Genomic DNA, 14410 nt, shown 5'->3' with positions numbered 1-14410 from the left:
GTTCAGGCTCGGATTCGTCTGCAGCGAGACAGCCCGCAGTCGTTCCACAGATCGTACAACAAACAGCCGCAACGAACCGACGACGTCCCATACGGACGACACGTGAAGAGCCGAGCAAAATTCTTCTGTACAATGTGTACGCTCGAACAACGATCACCTTCCAATCGTCCCGGATATTCTGCTATATTGGTGCTCAATGTCCAGCAGAATACATTCCCCAAACGACATTTGCGAATAAAATAGCCATCTGAGAGGCGTTGCCAATCCCTCTCTGCAAGGTGATCAGTTGGGTTCCGTATCTCGTATCAAACGGTGTCTGGTCGGCATCTATCGCATAAGAAAAAGTGAATGTTTTCGATCCGTATATAAAGATCCCGGGATACAAGGAGGAAAGGTCATATGTGATAGTGTGAAGCGTGCTCTTGTGTCATGATTGATGACGCAGTCCACCAACCGAGTCAGAACCGAGGTCGTACAGCCACACCTGCGGCAGTCGACGGGGGCAGGGAACGCGTTCAGTAACGAGGAAGACGATGTACAATAAAAAACGACTACTGACGGGAACCGGAGCATCGTTTTTCGTCGTCGCGCTGGTCGGTCTCATCGTACTTTCGTCGGGGACGGCCTACGCCGCACCGCTCGCCGGTGCCGGCGGATTTACCGTCGAAGCTGACGAGATCAGATCCGAGGAGTTCCTCCTCTATCCAGGCGCGGGCGAGAACGACGAGGGGACGACGCCGGTCGTCGTCGTCGAACAGCGGGGCGTGGAGATTGACGGGCTCGTGCTGACGAGAGAACAGCCGGTCGATGCGCTTCCCGGACTCGACGGTTCGATGATGATTGAGTTCACCACCGACGATACCGTCACGGCGAACGAACAGTATCTCAAGATGTCCGGACAGAGTGCGGAGTCGGCGACCTTCAACGGGCAGGTCATCAACGCCCAACAGAGCGACGATCCGAACCAGCAGTTCCAGCAGACCGCCGGCGACAACTCCAATCCCGAAGAGGGACTGCTAACCAACGTCGAAGGTGAAGGTCCCGGGATGGTCCAGGAAGACGCGGAAATCGACATGGTGTACCTGGCCTCCGATGAGATTACACTCCCCGGACTCGACGTGAACGTCTACTACGAGGGCTAAGCATCCATGACCACCGAAACCGACTCCAGGAGCCGACGCGAACGGTTCAACGAGTGGCGGATGCAGCGTCCGTTCCTGGGCGCGATCCTGCTGTGTCTGGCCGGCATCATCATCACCTGGGTTCCGATGCAGATCCTCCCCGACATCATCTTCATCGGCGGGGAAATGGCAGGCTTTCTCTCTATCGGCGCGATGTTCGGCGTGTTCGTCTTCGTGACGGGCGTGTTCGCGCTGTATCGACCCGGGAGCTCCGACGTCATCGGCGTCGTCGGGGTCGTCCTGTCGATCTTTTCGCTGTTCGGTGCGCTCGGCGGATTGCTCGTCGGAATGTTGCTCGGAATCCTCGGCGGAAACCTCTGTCTCGCGTGGCAACCCAGGGAAGAGGAGGAGGAAGCGTCGGGACCGAGCACCGTCGACAGAGCAGTCGGCCGACTGCGCAAGAGCACCCGCCGAGTCGTCAGCACGACGACCGCGCGACTGCGCAGTCATACCGACCTCCGCACCCAGCGAGGTGTCGACGAGTGAACCGATCTGCTCACGAACGACGGACGGGCTGGACCGACGTATGAGCCGAACGAGCACAGTCGTCATCGCAGCGCTGGTCGTCCTCGGCAGCATCGCTGCCGGAGTGGGGACGATGCCAGCACTCGCTCAAGCGTCCGAGCGCGACGTCGTCACCGTCGAGTTCGGGGCGATCGAGGGCGGCACCGTCTGTGCCCAGCAACTCACGTCAGATACCAACCAGTTGCTCGTCCAGGAGGCGAACTACGACAATATCACCATCTACCTCGACGACGACAGGCGAGTCGAACTCGAGCAGACCCAACCGGACGCCTCGTTGGTGTTGCACACCGACCGTCAGAACGAGGGACTCAACCGCCTTGCAGAGATGGGCGAGTGTTTCGACACCAACCAGACGAACGTCGTCGTCAACGCTGACGGCATCACGATGCACGGACTCTCGGTCAGCGGCTACCAGGTGGAAGTCGGCCCGAATAACGAGGTCCCCGGTGTTGGCGGCTTCGACGTCAATGAGGAAGATGGCAACGAGAGTACGAACGATAACATCACTGATGGAGCCAACGAGACCATCACGGATGTCGGTAACGTGACGGACAACGTCACGGAGCGCGTCACTGAGGAGCCAGCCGACGACGAATTAGTGAACGAAACTACCGATCACACCGAGGACACGGTCGACGACACCGTCGACAATACCGAAGACGTGGTCAACGACACCGTCGATCATACTGGGGACACTGTCAACGACACTATCGACAATACCGAGGACGTGGTCAACGATACCGTCGACCACACCGAAGACACAATCAACGAAACCACCGATCACACCGAAGAAACGGTCAACGACACCGTCGATCATCTCGAGGAAACAACTGAGGAGACCGTAGAGCATACGAAAGACACCGTCGACGAAACGACAAACCACACCGAGGAAACGGTCAATGACACTGTCGACCACACCGAGGACACCACCAGCGATCTGACCGAAACGGTGACCGAGGAACCAGAAAACACCGACGAGCAGGTAATCGAATCCACCGAGGAAACGGTTAATCACACCGAAGAGACGGTAAACGACACCACCAATCAGACCGAAGAGACGCTCGAGGAAACTGCAACCCATACCGAAGAAACTGTTGAAGAGACCACCAACCAGACCGAAGAAACCGTCGAGGAAACCGAAGATCATTTCGCGAAAACGACTGGCGAAACTATCAACCAGACTGAAACGACCCTCAACGAAACCGTCGAAAATACGACCGACGGGCTCGACGGGACTACGGAAACGTTGAACGTAACTGCTGACGACGACGGGACGAACGATACCGACGACAACGAGACGGACGATAGCGACGACATCGGTGACCTGGGCCTGTAGCACAACCTCGCACGATTGATACGAACTTTGTTCGACCAACCAGAGACGACATGCACGAATACGAGTCACACGATTTCACCGAGACCGGGTTCTCGAGCGAGGCGCTCGACAAGTGGATCATCATCGCGGCCGTCGTCGTCGGGGCCCTCGTCAACCTCAACGCGTTGATGGTGCCGCTGCTCGGCCGGATCGGCGGCGGGACTGTCGCCGGATTCGTCGCGGCGTACGCCGTCGGCCGAATTACATCGGGTCTCCTTCACGCGGTGCTCGCAAGCGCGATCGTGGGTGCCATCTCCGGGACGATTACGGGGTTGATGGGGGCGATGATGGGGCTATACAACGAACCACCGTTGCTAGTGCTCAGTTCGCTCGGTCCCATCAGCCCGATACTCACGGGCTTCGGACTGCCCAGTACCATACTGATCATCCTCGCGTTCTCGCTGCTGACTGCCGTCGACGGCGTCGTCGGCGGTATGATGGGAGGCGGGCTGCGGTCGCTGCTTCCCTGGTGACGAGTGAAGACCCCTTCTCGGCGTTCCCTCGACCCTTGTCTCGACGTCTCAGTTCGAACCGGTACCCGCAGAGAGCTCCTCGAACCCCGTCGCACCCACGGTCTCGCGTGCACCGTCGCTGCCGTCCGCGACGTCTGGGCGACCGGGGATCGGGGCCTCATCGACGAAACAGACATTCCAGGGGCGGTGGGTTCCGTTCGTCGACTCTCGGTAAAAGACCTGAACCGCCTATCACCCAACTATACCGTACCTCGAGTGCGTGATCCCGTCGAATGGACTTACCTAGAGGTCAACGTAACGCTGTTTTAAGTATGTCACACCCATCAGTTGGCGGTACACGGCCGATATTCACCCGATCCCGGGTGATCAGGAGGGCATCTGCTGGGGTTCTATCCGTCAGAGAGAATTACGCTCTCACGGCAAGAGTAAGGTTCGAATCCCTGACGGGCACTACAAGCGAACGAGTGTTCCTCGAGGCAGGTCTGGTCGATTCGACGCCGACGACCACCCACGAGTTCGACTCCGACGATCTCGAGGAAGCGTTCCGGCTGATGGAGAGAAGAAGACGGGATCATCGAACCGCTTCTCCACTTCGGCTAGGGTACAATAACGGCCCAAGAATATAATGAGGGAGGCCGGTGACGGTCGAATATGTACCAAACGATTCTGCTGCCGACCGACGGAAGCGACGCCGCAAACAGTGCCGTGGGACAGGCCTACGAGATAGCCGAGCGCTTCGGTGCGACCGTTCACGTGCTCTACGTCATCGACGCGGAGCAAAACTACTCGTTCGAAGTATCTGAGGAGGAACTGTCCGAAGCGTTTCGAGACGAGGGCGAGACCGTGACGGAGGAAGCGGCCCGCCGGGCGCCGGAGGGCGTCGACGTCGTCACGGCCATCGAGGAAGGGTCGCCACACCAGTGCATTCTCGAGTACGCCGACGAACACGGTGCGGACCTGATTGCGATGGGGACACACGATCGACGCGGTCTCGATCGGTTCCTGATCGGGAGCGTCACGGAGCGCGTCCTGCGTGGGGCGGACGCGTCGGTGCTGGTGACGCGAACGGCCGCGGAGGCCGGCGTCGAAACCGCCGAACGCGCGATCGAAATGGCTCGAGACGTGCTTGGCCAAGAGGGCTACGAGAACGCGACTGTACTCGAGGAACCGTACGAACAGGGCGGCTACTGGATCGTCCGGACGGAGGCAGATCACGAGCAGTTCAACGTGCACATCGAGCGCTCGAGCGGTGATGCCCGGGTTGCTCGGATCGAGAGGCGGTGACTGGTGACTGGTGACTGATGAGTGTGACTGACAACTGACGTGTGCCCCGTCGAACTCGGGTTGTTGAGACACGTCATTCTCCGTCCCGGAGAGCTGACTGAACGTGGCAGAAACCCGGTCACCTGCACTGAACGATGCTGGCGTTTTGATACAGACGACGTCGTCGACGAGCTTTCGCAGTCGCTCGGCAGTCGCCGGCGGCCCACTCACGCCAAAAATACGTGTGGCTGGAAGGCAGGACTCGAGGTCTCCGGTTGGATACGATAATCCCTCTGAACTGGCGACGGGGAGGAAGGTACCCGTCACCAATCCCAGGTCAGGGTCTACTAGGTGGGTACTGATCGGATCGATACTGTCGCGCACGGTAGATAGCGCGACAGGTTGTCGTGGTGGTGCGATTAGTATCAATTTCGTTGCGATTCCCACTCACTTGTAATCGTCCCAGGCGGTCAAAACGCAACGTTCGGTGATCCCCTCTAGCGGGGCTCAGTCTGGTTAGAGATGAGCGCCCACGCAGATAGAGATTGGAAGCGCAAACTGTCCGAACTGGTGGACTGCGACGATTGACTCGGTCCGCAGACGGGCGACGAGCAAGTGGTTCCAGCAGGGCCAACGTATACGGCACCGCTAATCGTACGGCCGCGCATGGAGGCGATGGTTATCACCGACTTCGGCGGGACCGAGGTGTTCGAACAACGTGAGGTCGATCGGCCGACTCCGAGGCCGACCGAGATCCTCGTTCGTGTCCGCGCTTCGTCGGTCAATCCCGTCGATTGCAAAATTCGGCAGGCGGGTTCTTGGGCCGGGATCTCTCCGCCGACCGTCATCGGATACGACGTCTCCGGCGTGGTCGAAACGGTCGGAGACGAAGTCACCGACTTCGAGGCGGGCGACGAGGTGTTCTACACGCCCGAAATCTTCGGCGAACAGGGCAGTTACGCCGAGTATCACGTCGCCGACGAGTCGATCGTCGCTCGAAAGCCCGAGTCGCTCTCCCACGAAGAGGCAGCGGCGCTCCCCCTCGCGGGCGGGACCGCGTGGGAGGCGATCGTCGAACGTGGCGACGTAACTGCCGGCGAGACGGTACTGATCCACGGCGCCGGCGGCGTAGGTTCCCACGCCGTGCAGATCGCCGACGCCGCTGGTGCACGGGTAGCTGCCAGGACGAGTCCCGCGACCGTCGAACAGACCGAAGACCTCGGCGCGACGCTCGCCATCGATTACAAGTCGGAGGACTTCGTCGACGTGATCGAGTCGTCGTTCGACGAACCGGTCGACTTGGTCTTCGACACCGTCGGTGGCGAGACGCTGGTCGAGAGCACCGACATCACGAAGCCCCACGGGCGGCTGGTCACGATCCTCGAGCCGGAAGGTGAGTGGGGCACCGCCTACCAGAAGAACCTGACCGTGGAGATGCTGTTCCTCGAGCGGGATCGACGTCCCCTCGACGGATTGCGCCGACTCGTCGAGCAGGGGCGACTCGAGCCTGTGATCGATTCGGTCTTGCCGCTGTCGGACGTGGCGAAGGCCCACGAGATGGTCGAGGAGGGCGGCCTCACCGGCAAGGTTGTGCTTTCCGTCGGTGGCGAATAACGCCGGGATCTCGATCCGTGTCGCAGACCAGTTTCGGGATTGATTGCCAAAGTACGACTGAAAGCCGCCGCTCTCGTCACTATTTCCGCATTCGCCATCGTTGCTTCCGCCACCTTCGTCCCTGGTCCGGTGCCAGATCGACGTAACAATAATTGGAAACTCCACGGCAGGAACGAACCCCGGATTGATTGGGACTGCCGTAGAAGGAAACCAGTATGGTCAGCGCCATCGAGTACCACGAGCGCACCAAACACTCCCCGCGGAGCGTTCGGGAGAGCAGCCACCGTCTCGATTTCGATAACAAACCTCGCCCCTTCAAGCACTACGAGGACCTCCCGCGCCGAGCGCTATCAGAGCGCGTTCGCGTGACCGGCATTCCTGCGCTGTCAGCGATCACGCCCACCCACGCCGATTTCTCGCACGAGCGAGCCGTCGACCTGGACGCGCTCACGGCGCTGTCGTACTTCTCGACCGGAATCACGAAGCAGGTCACCCGTCAGGGCCGCGAGCTACTCTTTCGTGCCGCGGCCTGCACCGGAGCGCTGTATCACGTCGACCTGTATGCGGTCTGTGGCGACCTCGCGGATCTGAAAGCCGGCGTCTACCACTTCGAGCCCCGATCGCTGTCGCTCGACGTGCTTCGCGAGGGGGACTACCGGGGCGTGCTCGCGGTCGCCAGCGATCACGACGGCGTCGCGACTGCGCCGGTCACGTTCGTCGCGACGTCGACCTGGTGGCGAAACGCCTGGAAGTACCGCGACCGGACGTACCGTCACGCGTTCTGGGATTCGGGAACGGTACTCGCAAACCTGCTGGCGACCGCGGAATCGCTTTCCCTCCCCGCGGAGGTCGTCCTCGGGTTTGCCGACGAGCCCGTCGTCGAACTGCTGGGTGTCGACCCACGACGGGAAGCGCCGCTCGAACTCGTCCCCGTCGGCGCCGGAAATCGTGCGCCCGACTCACCCCCCGTCGAACCAATCGATCCGGCGACTGCGGCGCTGTCGCCTGAAGAGAAGGAGTTCCCGCTCGTCCACGATGCCTGGCGGGCGAGTACGCTCGAGAGCGGAGACGCCGTCCGCGAGTGGCGCTCTACGGCACGAGAGCAGTCAGTCGGACAACGAGAGGGCGGTGATGGAGACCGGATCGAACTCGACCCGGTCGATTACGAGACGGAGTCGAAGCGGCCGCTACACGCGACGATCCGTCGCCGGGGCTCTTGTCGCGCCTACGAGCGCGAACCGGTGAGCTTTCGGAAATTTTCGACGGTGCTCGACCGGGCCACACGAGGCGTTCCGCTCGACGGTCGCGAATCCGACGCCTCGCCGCTCCAGTTCGTCGACGCGTACGTACTCGTCAACGGCGTCGACGACGTCCCACCCGGCGCATACCACTACCACCCCAAGGCGGGCGAACTCGAGCGGCTGATCGATGGCGAGTGTCGCGAGGAGGCGGCCCACCTCGCGCTCGATCAGCGCCTCGGCGGGGAAGCTGCGGCCTGCGTGTACTTCCTGACGGACCTCAAGGCGGTCGTCAATCGACTCGGGAACCGGGGGTACCGACTGGCACAGCTCGAGGCGGCGGTGACCGCCGGGCGTTGCTATCTGGCGACTTACGCACATCGCCATCTCGGCGGAACTGGGCTCACGTTCTACGACGATCGCGTGACGTCATTTCTGTCCCCGCGTGCCGACGGACAGACGCCTATGTTCCTCTACACGTTCGGCAAACCGGAGTAGAGACGTGGTTCGTGTGATTGCTTATATAGCATCTATTCGAATGTGCATCCATCGCTGAGCCGAATTGCGATTCGATTGTACCGACCTGCTCTCGCAACCACCGACCGTATTGATATAGCATTTAGTAGTTTATGGGTCGATTTCAACGACACCCGTGATTACTCGATGATTCGGGACGAGCGTACTCTCTCGTGTAGTCAACTACTCTATCCCCGACGGACGGAAGCGATGGCGTAGTCGAAGCAATTGAAGCGAGCCAGACACTGGTGAATCAGTTCGACTCGACTATTCATGCGTTGTTCGTCAACGAACCGTTCGTCGTTATTACGACGTGGCCTTCGAGGAAGCCGATTGCAAAGCCGAACGAGCATTGGATAGGGCGAGCGAGAAACGTAATCGGGATTGACGTCAAAAAACACCGCAGGACTGGGATTGCGTATTGAGTGATTCCTCGAGCCATCGATGAGTACGAAGGGGTCTCGTGCCAATGGGTACACACAGACGAACGAACTCGAGCACTTCTCCATCGCGAGCGTTACCGGTCGTGGAATTCGCCGGCTTCGGTACTCGTTCGTGTACAGTTTTCAATTCAGACTTCAGAAGACGGGACTCTCGATCAAGTGACGTTCACCTGGGAGCGGCTAATCGACGACGTATGTCGTGTGGCAGAGATGGGCGGAACTCAGTACAGAGCAACTCCAGGATCGGCTGCCTGGGTCGGTCAGCAACGACCTTAAGGGCACACTTGCCCAGAAAGAGGAACACCTCGTTCACGTGAGCCCCTGATGACGGCCAGGCGGAAAGAGTGTGCGTGCCCGCAGCTCGATCCTACCGAATCACCGACGCAGCGTTCTGATGATCAACTCGACGTACTCGATGAACGAGACGGTCGGCGTTCCGGGTAGATACATCGGAGGATCGGACTGATCGAGCGGGTCGTCGAATTTGGCCGAGTTCATACACCAGTTACGGGCCAGAGGCATTTATGTATTCGTAAATATAATACAGGAATTGAAAACTAATATTCGTGATTGTTGGGTGGTGGCGTGGTGGTGAGAATCACTGGTCGACAGTCGCGGCGATCTACTAACCAACTGTACAGAATACAGTCGAGAAAAACTGTGTACCGGGCTGAACGCAATTTCGTGTGAGCTCGAGATGAAGAAACCCGGCGGATCGATTAGATACGGCTGTATGTTGGCCTGAACACGGATCTACAACCAGAAAACTGAAAAAACAATGGGCGTCACGGTAGCCCGGATTATGCGGTTGGCAGTGTTGTGACCCCCAACTGTCGGAGTATCCCGAGTACGTCGGGCCTGACTCGACGCTCCGCTATCTTTCCGTCTTCGAGTCGCAAAAACGCCATTGCCTCGATCTCGAACGCGTTCCCGGTCGGTTCGTGTCCCATGAACACTCCCTCGTGTGTTCCCCGCTGTGTCATCCGGACGACGACCGTGTCTTTTTCCGCGACGGTCTCTTCCGGAGTGACGACGAAGTCGGGAAACGCCGTCCGTAGTTCCTTCGTGGTTTCCACGACAGCCTCTCGGCCCGTTGTTTCGCCCAATGGAGTGTAATCGACGATATCCGCGTCCAGAAACTCTCTGGCTGTGTCGTAGTTGCTCTCGTTAACGAACTCGTTCGCGAATCGACGAACGATCTCTTTGTTTGCCCTGGTTGTCGATGCTGATGCCATAGTCTCCCTCGCACGTCTGTACGCTCGACTCGGACCCTCGCGCTCCTCGATGCCCGATATCTAACGCAAGTGGACGTTACGCCGTGAACTGCGTTAACAATTTTCTCAGTGTTTCTGGAGTCTTCGGCCGAGGAGCCTTCTTCGAAAACAAATTCGATGCAAGCTGTTGGCCAATCGAATGGTCCTTGAGTGGCTCGTGTTGAATACCGACTCTGGACCTTGCACGCCGTTGTAGAGGAGAAGCAGAGGTGAACAAGGTATGTAAAAGACAATGCGCATACCAATTGCACGCCGTCTGGTCCTCTTTTGTGCACTCGAGGGCTCTAAGGTCAGTGGAACCAGGCGAAATCATTTCTCGGCGAATTAGCGATACTCGTGATGGGTACTCAACACTACCTCCTGAACTGGACGGCCGTCAGAACGACGCAAATTCACCCACTGAAAAATCATCTTACTCCACTAAACTGTCCAATAGGAACCAATCAGCACATACCTTGCCGGTATATTGGGTGGTTTTAGACGGATTAGGCGCATAAGCTGTCCTCAACCACCATCATTAAGTGACTGTCACGAGTCCTGGTCAGTGAGACGATGCAGAACAAGCGATCCCTCAATGTCGACGTCCCCGAGTACCAACTCGAGCTATACGACGAGGAGGCCGAACAGATGGGGTTCGGCTCTCGAGCGGCGTACATCCGTGCGATGATCAACGCTGGACGGCGGGATTTCGGCCTCGACCCCCAGGGTGCAGGGGACGAAGACACCACTCTAGACGATCTGATCGAACAGCGTATCCTCACCCACCTCGGCCAGACTGGTTCTCTCCCAACCGACGAAATCGTCGATGGACTGACCGGCGAGGTCGAGCAATCCACGACGGCCGCACTCGAGCGACTGAACGACGCCGGTGACATCGATTACTCCGTCCAGGATGGCGGGTTCGTCCTTAGCCGGTGACCGAGATGGCAGGAAGAGACCTCACGCGAGCATCGGCCGACGCTACGACGGACCCGATCGCGACGTTCGTCGAGGAGATGGAGCTGTACGGGCGGTCGGAAACGACGGTCAACGATTACGAGACGACGCTTCGGCAGTTCGACGACCACCTCGGGCAAGAAACGCTCGACAGCGCTGACCGCCTCGACTGCTTGCGATGGATCCAGGGATTGCGCGACGACGGCTACGCTCCCGGTTCGATCCGGACGAAGGCTGTCCACCTCAACCGATTTTACGGCTACATGGCCCAGGTCGGCACGTTCGACGCCAATCCCATGGTGGTCGTCATGGAAGAGATGAGCGAGAAGGGCGATTCTTCGCCGACGCGCCGCCAAGTAACCGTCCAACAGATGGGCGAGTTCGTCGATGACATCGAACATCCTCTCAGACGAGCGCTCGTAACGTTGCTGGTGAAGACCGGAATGCGGGCCGGTGAAGCGTGCAACCTCGACCTGCGTGACGTCCACCTCGACCACGCCGCCGTTCGAGACCATCGTTCGAAGCCGGTTCGAGCGGCGATCCGCGACCACCCGGATACGCTATTCGTGAGCAGCACCGTCGGCGTTGGAGACGTCGTGAACGACGAGAAGCGCGTCGACGGGAACAAACGCCACCGAGACACCCGAATCCCGATCGACGAGGAGTTGCGGGACGCACTCGTGCGGTGGTTGGCCGTCCGGCCCGACCCGATCTCGGACGCCGACCCGTTGTTCGTGAGCCTCTCGAGGGATTACGGCGAACGGTTGACGAGTGACGCCGTGCGATCTCACGTCCGTTCGGTAGCCGAAGGGTGGGGATGGTACGCTGAAGGTGCGGGGCCGGAAGAGAACGTCACGCCGCACTATTTCCGTCACTTCTTCACCACGGAAATGCGCAACCGTCTGGGGGATGCGTACGTCGTCAAGTACGTCAGAGGCGACGTTGGCGACGTGATGGACAGGTACACTCACAACTGGGAGGAACTTGTCGAGGCACCCTACCGAAACAATATCTTTCGTTTACAGGAATGACCGCCCAGGCCCAAATGAATCATATGTCGCTATATTGAATCTGCACTGTCGTTGTTGAATGCTAAAATACACGCTTGAGCTTCATCCGCACTCAATTGAGCGGCTACGCGTTCTCTGAGCAGTCGGAGATCGTGCCGATGAAGCGAGTTCAGTTACGTGATGAGTGTGTCTACAGCGGCTGGTGCTCTGTCGAGCCAGACGTAATGAGTCGAACTATACCCCGTGTCCGGTTCGTCTCATCGGTCAACGCTTGGCGGAGCACTCGTTAGGCAGGTCTGAGAGGCGAGCAGGTTGTAGAGTTGGTATTGCTATCTAGTCTTCAATTGATCACGATGTTCTCCCTCTTACGGATTCCCGAACAGCCACTGTCTCGTTTAGCACCTCACGTTGAATCACATCATTCAAGTTATTGGTTCGGTATTCGTGTAAGTTGGTAGTTCACTATTAGTGCAAGACACTCGTGACCGCTCGCCCGACTGCCCATCCGGTTTCGAGCAGGTTCAGTCGCCGTCCTCGAGGTGATTTCTCAATCGGAGTTGAAAGTGGGAGAGTCAATATTCGTAGCCGTCCTCCAGAATCACGGTATCGTCGAGACCGGATTTTCGGATGGCCGATGGAAGGAACAGGGTCTGGATCGATTCTTCGATGTCAGTTCCTTCGATATCTAGAATCAGCTCTGGCTCCATGGTATTGCGCTCGTACCCAATACCAGATACTGTTTACAGATGACTGCAGGCTGTTAACTATATCAAGGATAACGAGAATGTCTCGAGTTTGATGATCACGATCGTTGTGTCATCGTTGCTCTCTAGGAGATCAGTATACGTGGCGCTTCGAATGTCAGAACCCCATCAGAGAGTCCAATGCTCGAGTCCGCCGTTACGCACCCGATCGCTCGAGGCGGTTCTGTCCGTCAGCCCTGTAAACGAATTCCCCACCAACTATTGTCGCCAGGACGTCGAAATCAGCGATCTCCTGGGGATGTTCGTACGGATCTCGGTCGAGGATCACCGCGTCGGCAAGCATCCCTGGCTCGAGCGTTCCCTTCCGGCCTTCTTCGAACTCGGCGTAGGCTCCACCGCGGGTGTACGCACGAATCGCGTCGTCGACGGAGAGTCGCTGAGTTGGGTGGGGTGCGTTCACCGCGCAGTGTATCCCGTACAGCGGTCCAAACGGCATCTTGTCGCTGCCGAACGCGAGCGAGACGCCAGCATCCTGGATCGACCGGAAGCGATTGTTCTCGCGCAACCAGCGTTCGCCGAGGCGCGCCTCGTAGAGTCCGCCCGATGCGGACCACTGCAGGAAGTTCGGTTGCATACTCGCGACGACGTCAAGGTCGGCCATCCGCTCGATCTGTTCGTCGGTCGCGAGTTCGACGTGTTCGATCCGCAATCGTGGGTCTGAGACGTCGTAGTCGGCGAGAACCCCCTCGTAGGCGTCGAGGACGACGTCGATCGCTTCGTCGCCGATTGCGTGGGTCGCGATCTGTTGATTGGCTCGAGCGGCGGTTGCGAAGGCCGATTCGAGGTGGTCCGGGTCGATCACGAACTGACCGTCGTTGCCGGGGTCGTCGGCGAACTCGCCCGTCAGTTTCGCCGTTCGAGAACCGATTGACCCGTCCGCGAACACCTTCAGACCGAGTATCCGAAGTCGGTCGTCGCCAAAGCCGCTGGCAAGTTCCAGCGTCGAAAGTTCGTCGACGTGGTCGACGTGAACGTAGTAGCCCAGGCGGATCGGGAGGTCGTTCTCGCGCCACGCGTCGTGGAAGGCGGCGTGAATCGAATCGCCCGCACCGGGTGGCGTCGTCATCCCGACCATGTCCTGGATCGACGTCAGTCCGAGTTCGTTCGCCTGTCGAACGCCGAGGTCTAGGATCGTTCGCGCCTTCTCGCGGTCCGGATACGTCGCCTCTTGGACTCGGATCACCGCGTCCTCGACGACGACGCCGGTCAGGTCGCCGTCGGCGTCCCGTCGAAGGTCGCTCTCGACGCCCTTGAAGTCGACGCGTTCCAGACCAACCGTGTTGAGCGAAATCGTGTGGCCATCAACTCGTTGAGCGGCGATCGGATGGTCGTTGCTGATAGCATCGAGATCGGCCCGCGTGAGGTACTCGCGGTCCCCGACCGGCCAGGTGCTCTCGTCGTATCCGAAGCCGAGCACCCAGTCGCCGGGGTCGGTGCCCGCAGCGTTTTCCGCCAGGAGGCCGAGCGCGTCCGACCGACGTTCGACCGCTTCGAGATCCGTCTCGTGTAACGTCATTCCGACCGACGGAATGTGGGTGTGTGCGTCGTTGAACCCGGGGAGAACGACACACCCGTCGAGGTCGAAGGTGTCGGCGTTCGAATCCGATGCGTCTCGAGCCTCGGCTCCCAGGGCGTCGACCCGGCCGTTTCGAAACCTGATGGCGTTCGACGTCGTCCGATCGTCGTCGAGGGTGTGGACGGTCCCACCGTCTAACAGCAGCGACTCGGCGGTCATATCTGGGACTCGAACCGAGGACAGTAATACGTATCGTTAGAGACGGATTCGACGCCCTGGGAG

Annotated in this window: 13 protein-coding genes; 9 read left to right on the top strand and 4 right to left on the bottom strand. The window is 59.2% G+C overall.

The annotated features are described in order from the left end of the window. Positions 1 to 533 precede the first annotated feature (533 nt). The 7 genes from ACFQS4_RS10050 (at position 534) to ACFQS4_RS10020 (ending at position 8167) form a co-directional block, all read left to right on the top strand. Positions 534 to 1142 carry a DUF6230 family protein gene (locus tag ACFQS4_RS10050; protein ID WP_497901380.1) on the top strand — a complete coding sequence of 203 codons (609 nt, stop codon included), beginning with the start codon at positions 534 to 536 and terminating at the stop codon, positions 1140 to 1142. A gap of 6 nt (positions 1143 to 1148) precedes the next feature. Then, positions 1149 to 1667 carry a DUF6114 domain-containing protein gene (locus ACFQS4_RS10045; RefSeq protein WP_497901379.1) on the top strand — a complete coding sequence of 173 codons (519 nt, stop codon included), beginning with the start codon at positions 1149 to 1151 and terminating at the stop codon, positions 1665 to 1667. Positions 1668 to 1707: 40 nt separating this feature from the next. Continuing rightward, positions 1708 to 3042: a hypothetical protein gene (locus ACFQS4_RS10040; RefSeq protein ID WP_497901378.1), complete on the top strand. Its 1335-nt coding sequence runs from the start codon at positions 1708 to 1710 to the stop codon at positions 3040 to 3042. Between the two features lie 50 nt (positions 3043 to 3092). Then, positions 3093 to 3554 (top strand): hypothetical protein, encoded by a 462-nt coding sequence (locus ACFQS4_RS10035; RefSeq protein WP_497901377.1) that lies wholly within the window; start codon positions 3093 to 3095, stop codon positions 3552 to 3554. Between the two features lie 651 nt (positions 3555 to 4205). Continuing rightward, entirely contained in the window at positions 4206 to 4838 is a 633-nt protein-coding gene (locus ACFQS4_RS10030) for a universal stress protein (RefSeq protein WP_497901376.1), read from the top strand. Between the two features lie 645 nt (positions 4839 to 5483). Further along, positions 5484 to 6431: a zinc-binding dehydrogenase gene (locus tag ACFQS4_RS10025; RefSeq protein WP_497901375.1), complete on the top strand. Its 948-nt coding sequence runs from the start codon at positions 5484 to 5486 to the stop codon at positions 6429 to 6431. A gap of 215 nt (positions 6432 to 6646) precedes the next feature. Then, the gene (locus tag ACFQS4_RS10020; RefSeq protein ID WP_497901374.1) at positions 6647 to 8167 is read left to right on the top strand and encodes a SagB/ThcOx family dehydrogenase; all 1521 of its coding nucleotides are present in this window, start codon (positions 6647 to 6649) and stop codon (positions 8165 to 8167) included. An 836-nt stretch (positions 8168 to 9003) separates the two neighbouring features. Here ACFQS4_RS10020 and ACFQS4_RS10015 read toward each other — a convergent pair. Together ACFQS4_RS10015 and ACFQS4_RS10010 are read right to left on the bottom strand one after the other, a co-directional pair. Continuing rightward, positions 9004 to 9126, bottom strand: coding sequence for a hypothetical protein (locus ACFQS4_RS10015; RefSeq protein ID WP_497901373.1), 123 nt, complete (start codon positions 9124 to 9126; stop codon positions 9004 to 9006). A 302-nt stretch (positions 9127 to 9428) separates the two neighbouring features. Then, positions 9429 to 9863, bottom strand: a complete 435-nt coding sequence (locus tag ACFQS4_RS10010) for an ester cyclase (RefSeq protein WP_497901372.1) — start codon at positions 9861 to 9863, stop codon at positions 9429 to 9431. Between the two features lie 591 nt (positions 9864 to 10454). Here ACFQS4_RS10010 and ACFQS4_RS10005 point away from each other — a divergent pair. Together ACFQS4_RS10005 and ACFQS4_RS10000 are read left to right on the top strand one after the other, a co-directional pair. After that, a complete protein-coding gene (locus ACFQS4_RS10005) occupies positions 10455 to 10820 on the top strand; it encodes a DUF5805 domain-containing protein (protein WP_497901371.1) in 366 nt (121 codons plus the stop codon). A 5-nt stretch (positions 10821 to 10825) separates the two neighbouring features. Beyond that, complete coding sequence (locus ACFQS4_RS10000) at positions 10826 to 11869, top strand: tyrosine-type recombinase/integrase (RefSeq protein WP_497901370.1); 1044 nt, start codon at positions 10826 to 10828, stop codon at positions 11867 to 11869. A gap of 551 nt (positions 11870 to 12420) precedes the next feature. Here ACFQS4_RS10000 and ACFQS4_RS09995 read toward each other — a convergent pair. After that, a complete protein-coding gene (locus ACFQS4_RS09995) occupies positions 12421 to 12555 on the bottom strand; it encodes a hypothetical protein (RefSeq protein ID WP_497901369.1) in 135 nt (44 codons plus the stop codon). Positions 12556 to 12748: 193 nt separating this feature from the next. Next, positions 12749 to 14347 carry an amidohydrolase gene (locus ACFQS4_RS09990; protein WP_497901368.1) on the bottom strand — a complete coding sequence of 533 codons (1599 nt, stop codon included), beginning with the start codon at positions 14345 to 14347 and terminating at the stop codon, positions 12749 to 12751. Positions 14348 to 14410: the final 63 nt, after the last annotated feature.

This window comes from Saliphagus sp. GCM10025317 (genome assembly GCF_042663665.1).
In the GTDB taxonomy this organism is placed as follows: domain Archaea; phylum Halobacteriota; class Halobacteria; order Halobacteriales; family Natrialbaceae; genus Natronosalvus.
The sequence above is the reverse complement of the archived record's forward strand: the minus strand, read 5'-3'. Positions and strand labels throughout refer to the sequence as shown.

Bases quoted from the DNA above. Each gene is read 5' to 3' on its own strand.
- ACFQS4_RS10020 (WP_497901374.1), top strand. From the start codon at position 6,647: ATGGTCAGCGCCATCGAGTACCACGAGCGCACCAAACACTCCCCGCGG.
- ACFQS4_RS10045 (WP_497901379.1), top strand. From the start codon at position 1,149: ATGACCACCGAAACCGACTCCAGGAGCCGACGCGAACGGTTCAACGAG.
- ACFQS4_RS10040 (WP_497901378.1), top strand. From the start codon at position 1,708: ATGAGCCGAACGAGCACAGTCGTCATCGCAGCGCTGGTCGTCCTCGGC.
- ACFQS4_RS10010 (WP_497901372.1), bottom strand. From the start codon at position 9,863: ATGGCATCAGCATCGACAACCAGGGCAAACAAAGAGATCGTTCGTCGA.
- ACFQS4_RS10025 (WP_497901375.1), top strand. From the start codon at position 5,484: ATGGAGGCGATGGTTATCACCGACTTCGGCGGGACCGAGGTGTTCGAA.
- ACFQS4_RS10050 (WP_497901380.1), top strand. From the start codon at position 534: ATGTACAATAAAAAACGACTACTGACGGGAACCGGAGCATCGTTTTTC.
- ACFQS4_RS09995 (WP_497901369.1), bottom strand. From the start codon at position 12,555: ATGGAGCCAGAGCTGATTCTAGATATCGAAGGAACTGACATCGAAGAA.
- ACFQS4_RS10015 (WP_497901373.1), bottom strand. From the start codon at position 9,126: ATGAACTCGGCCAAATTCGACGACCCGCTCGATCAGTCCGATCCTCCG.
- ACFQS4_RS09990 (WP_497901368.1), bottom strand. From the start codon at position 14,347: ATGACCGCCGAGTCGCTGCTGTTAGACGGTGGGACCGTCCACACCCTC.
- ACFQS4_RS10035 (WP_497901377.1), top strand. From the start codon at position 3,093: ATGCACGAATACGAGTCACACGATTTCACCGAGACCGGGTTCTCGAGC.
- ACFQS4_RS10005 (WP_497901371.1), top strand. From the start codon at position 10,455: ATGCAGAACAAGCGATCCCTCAATGTCGACGTCCCCGAGTACCAACTC.
- ACFQS4_RS10000 (WP_497901370.1), top strand. From the start codon at position 10,826: ATGGCAGGAAGAGACCTCACGCGAGCATCGGCCGACGCTACGACGGAC.
- ACFQS4_RS10030 (WP_497901376.1), top strand. From the start codon at position 4,206: ATGTACCAAACGATTCTGCTGCCGACCGACGGAAGCGACGCCGCAAAC.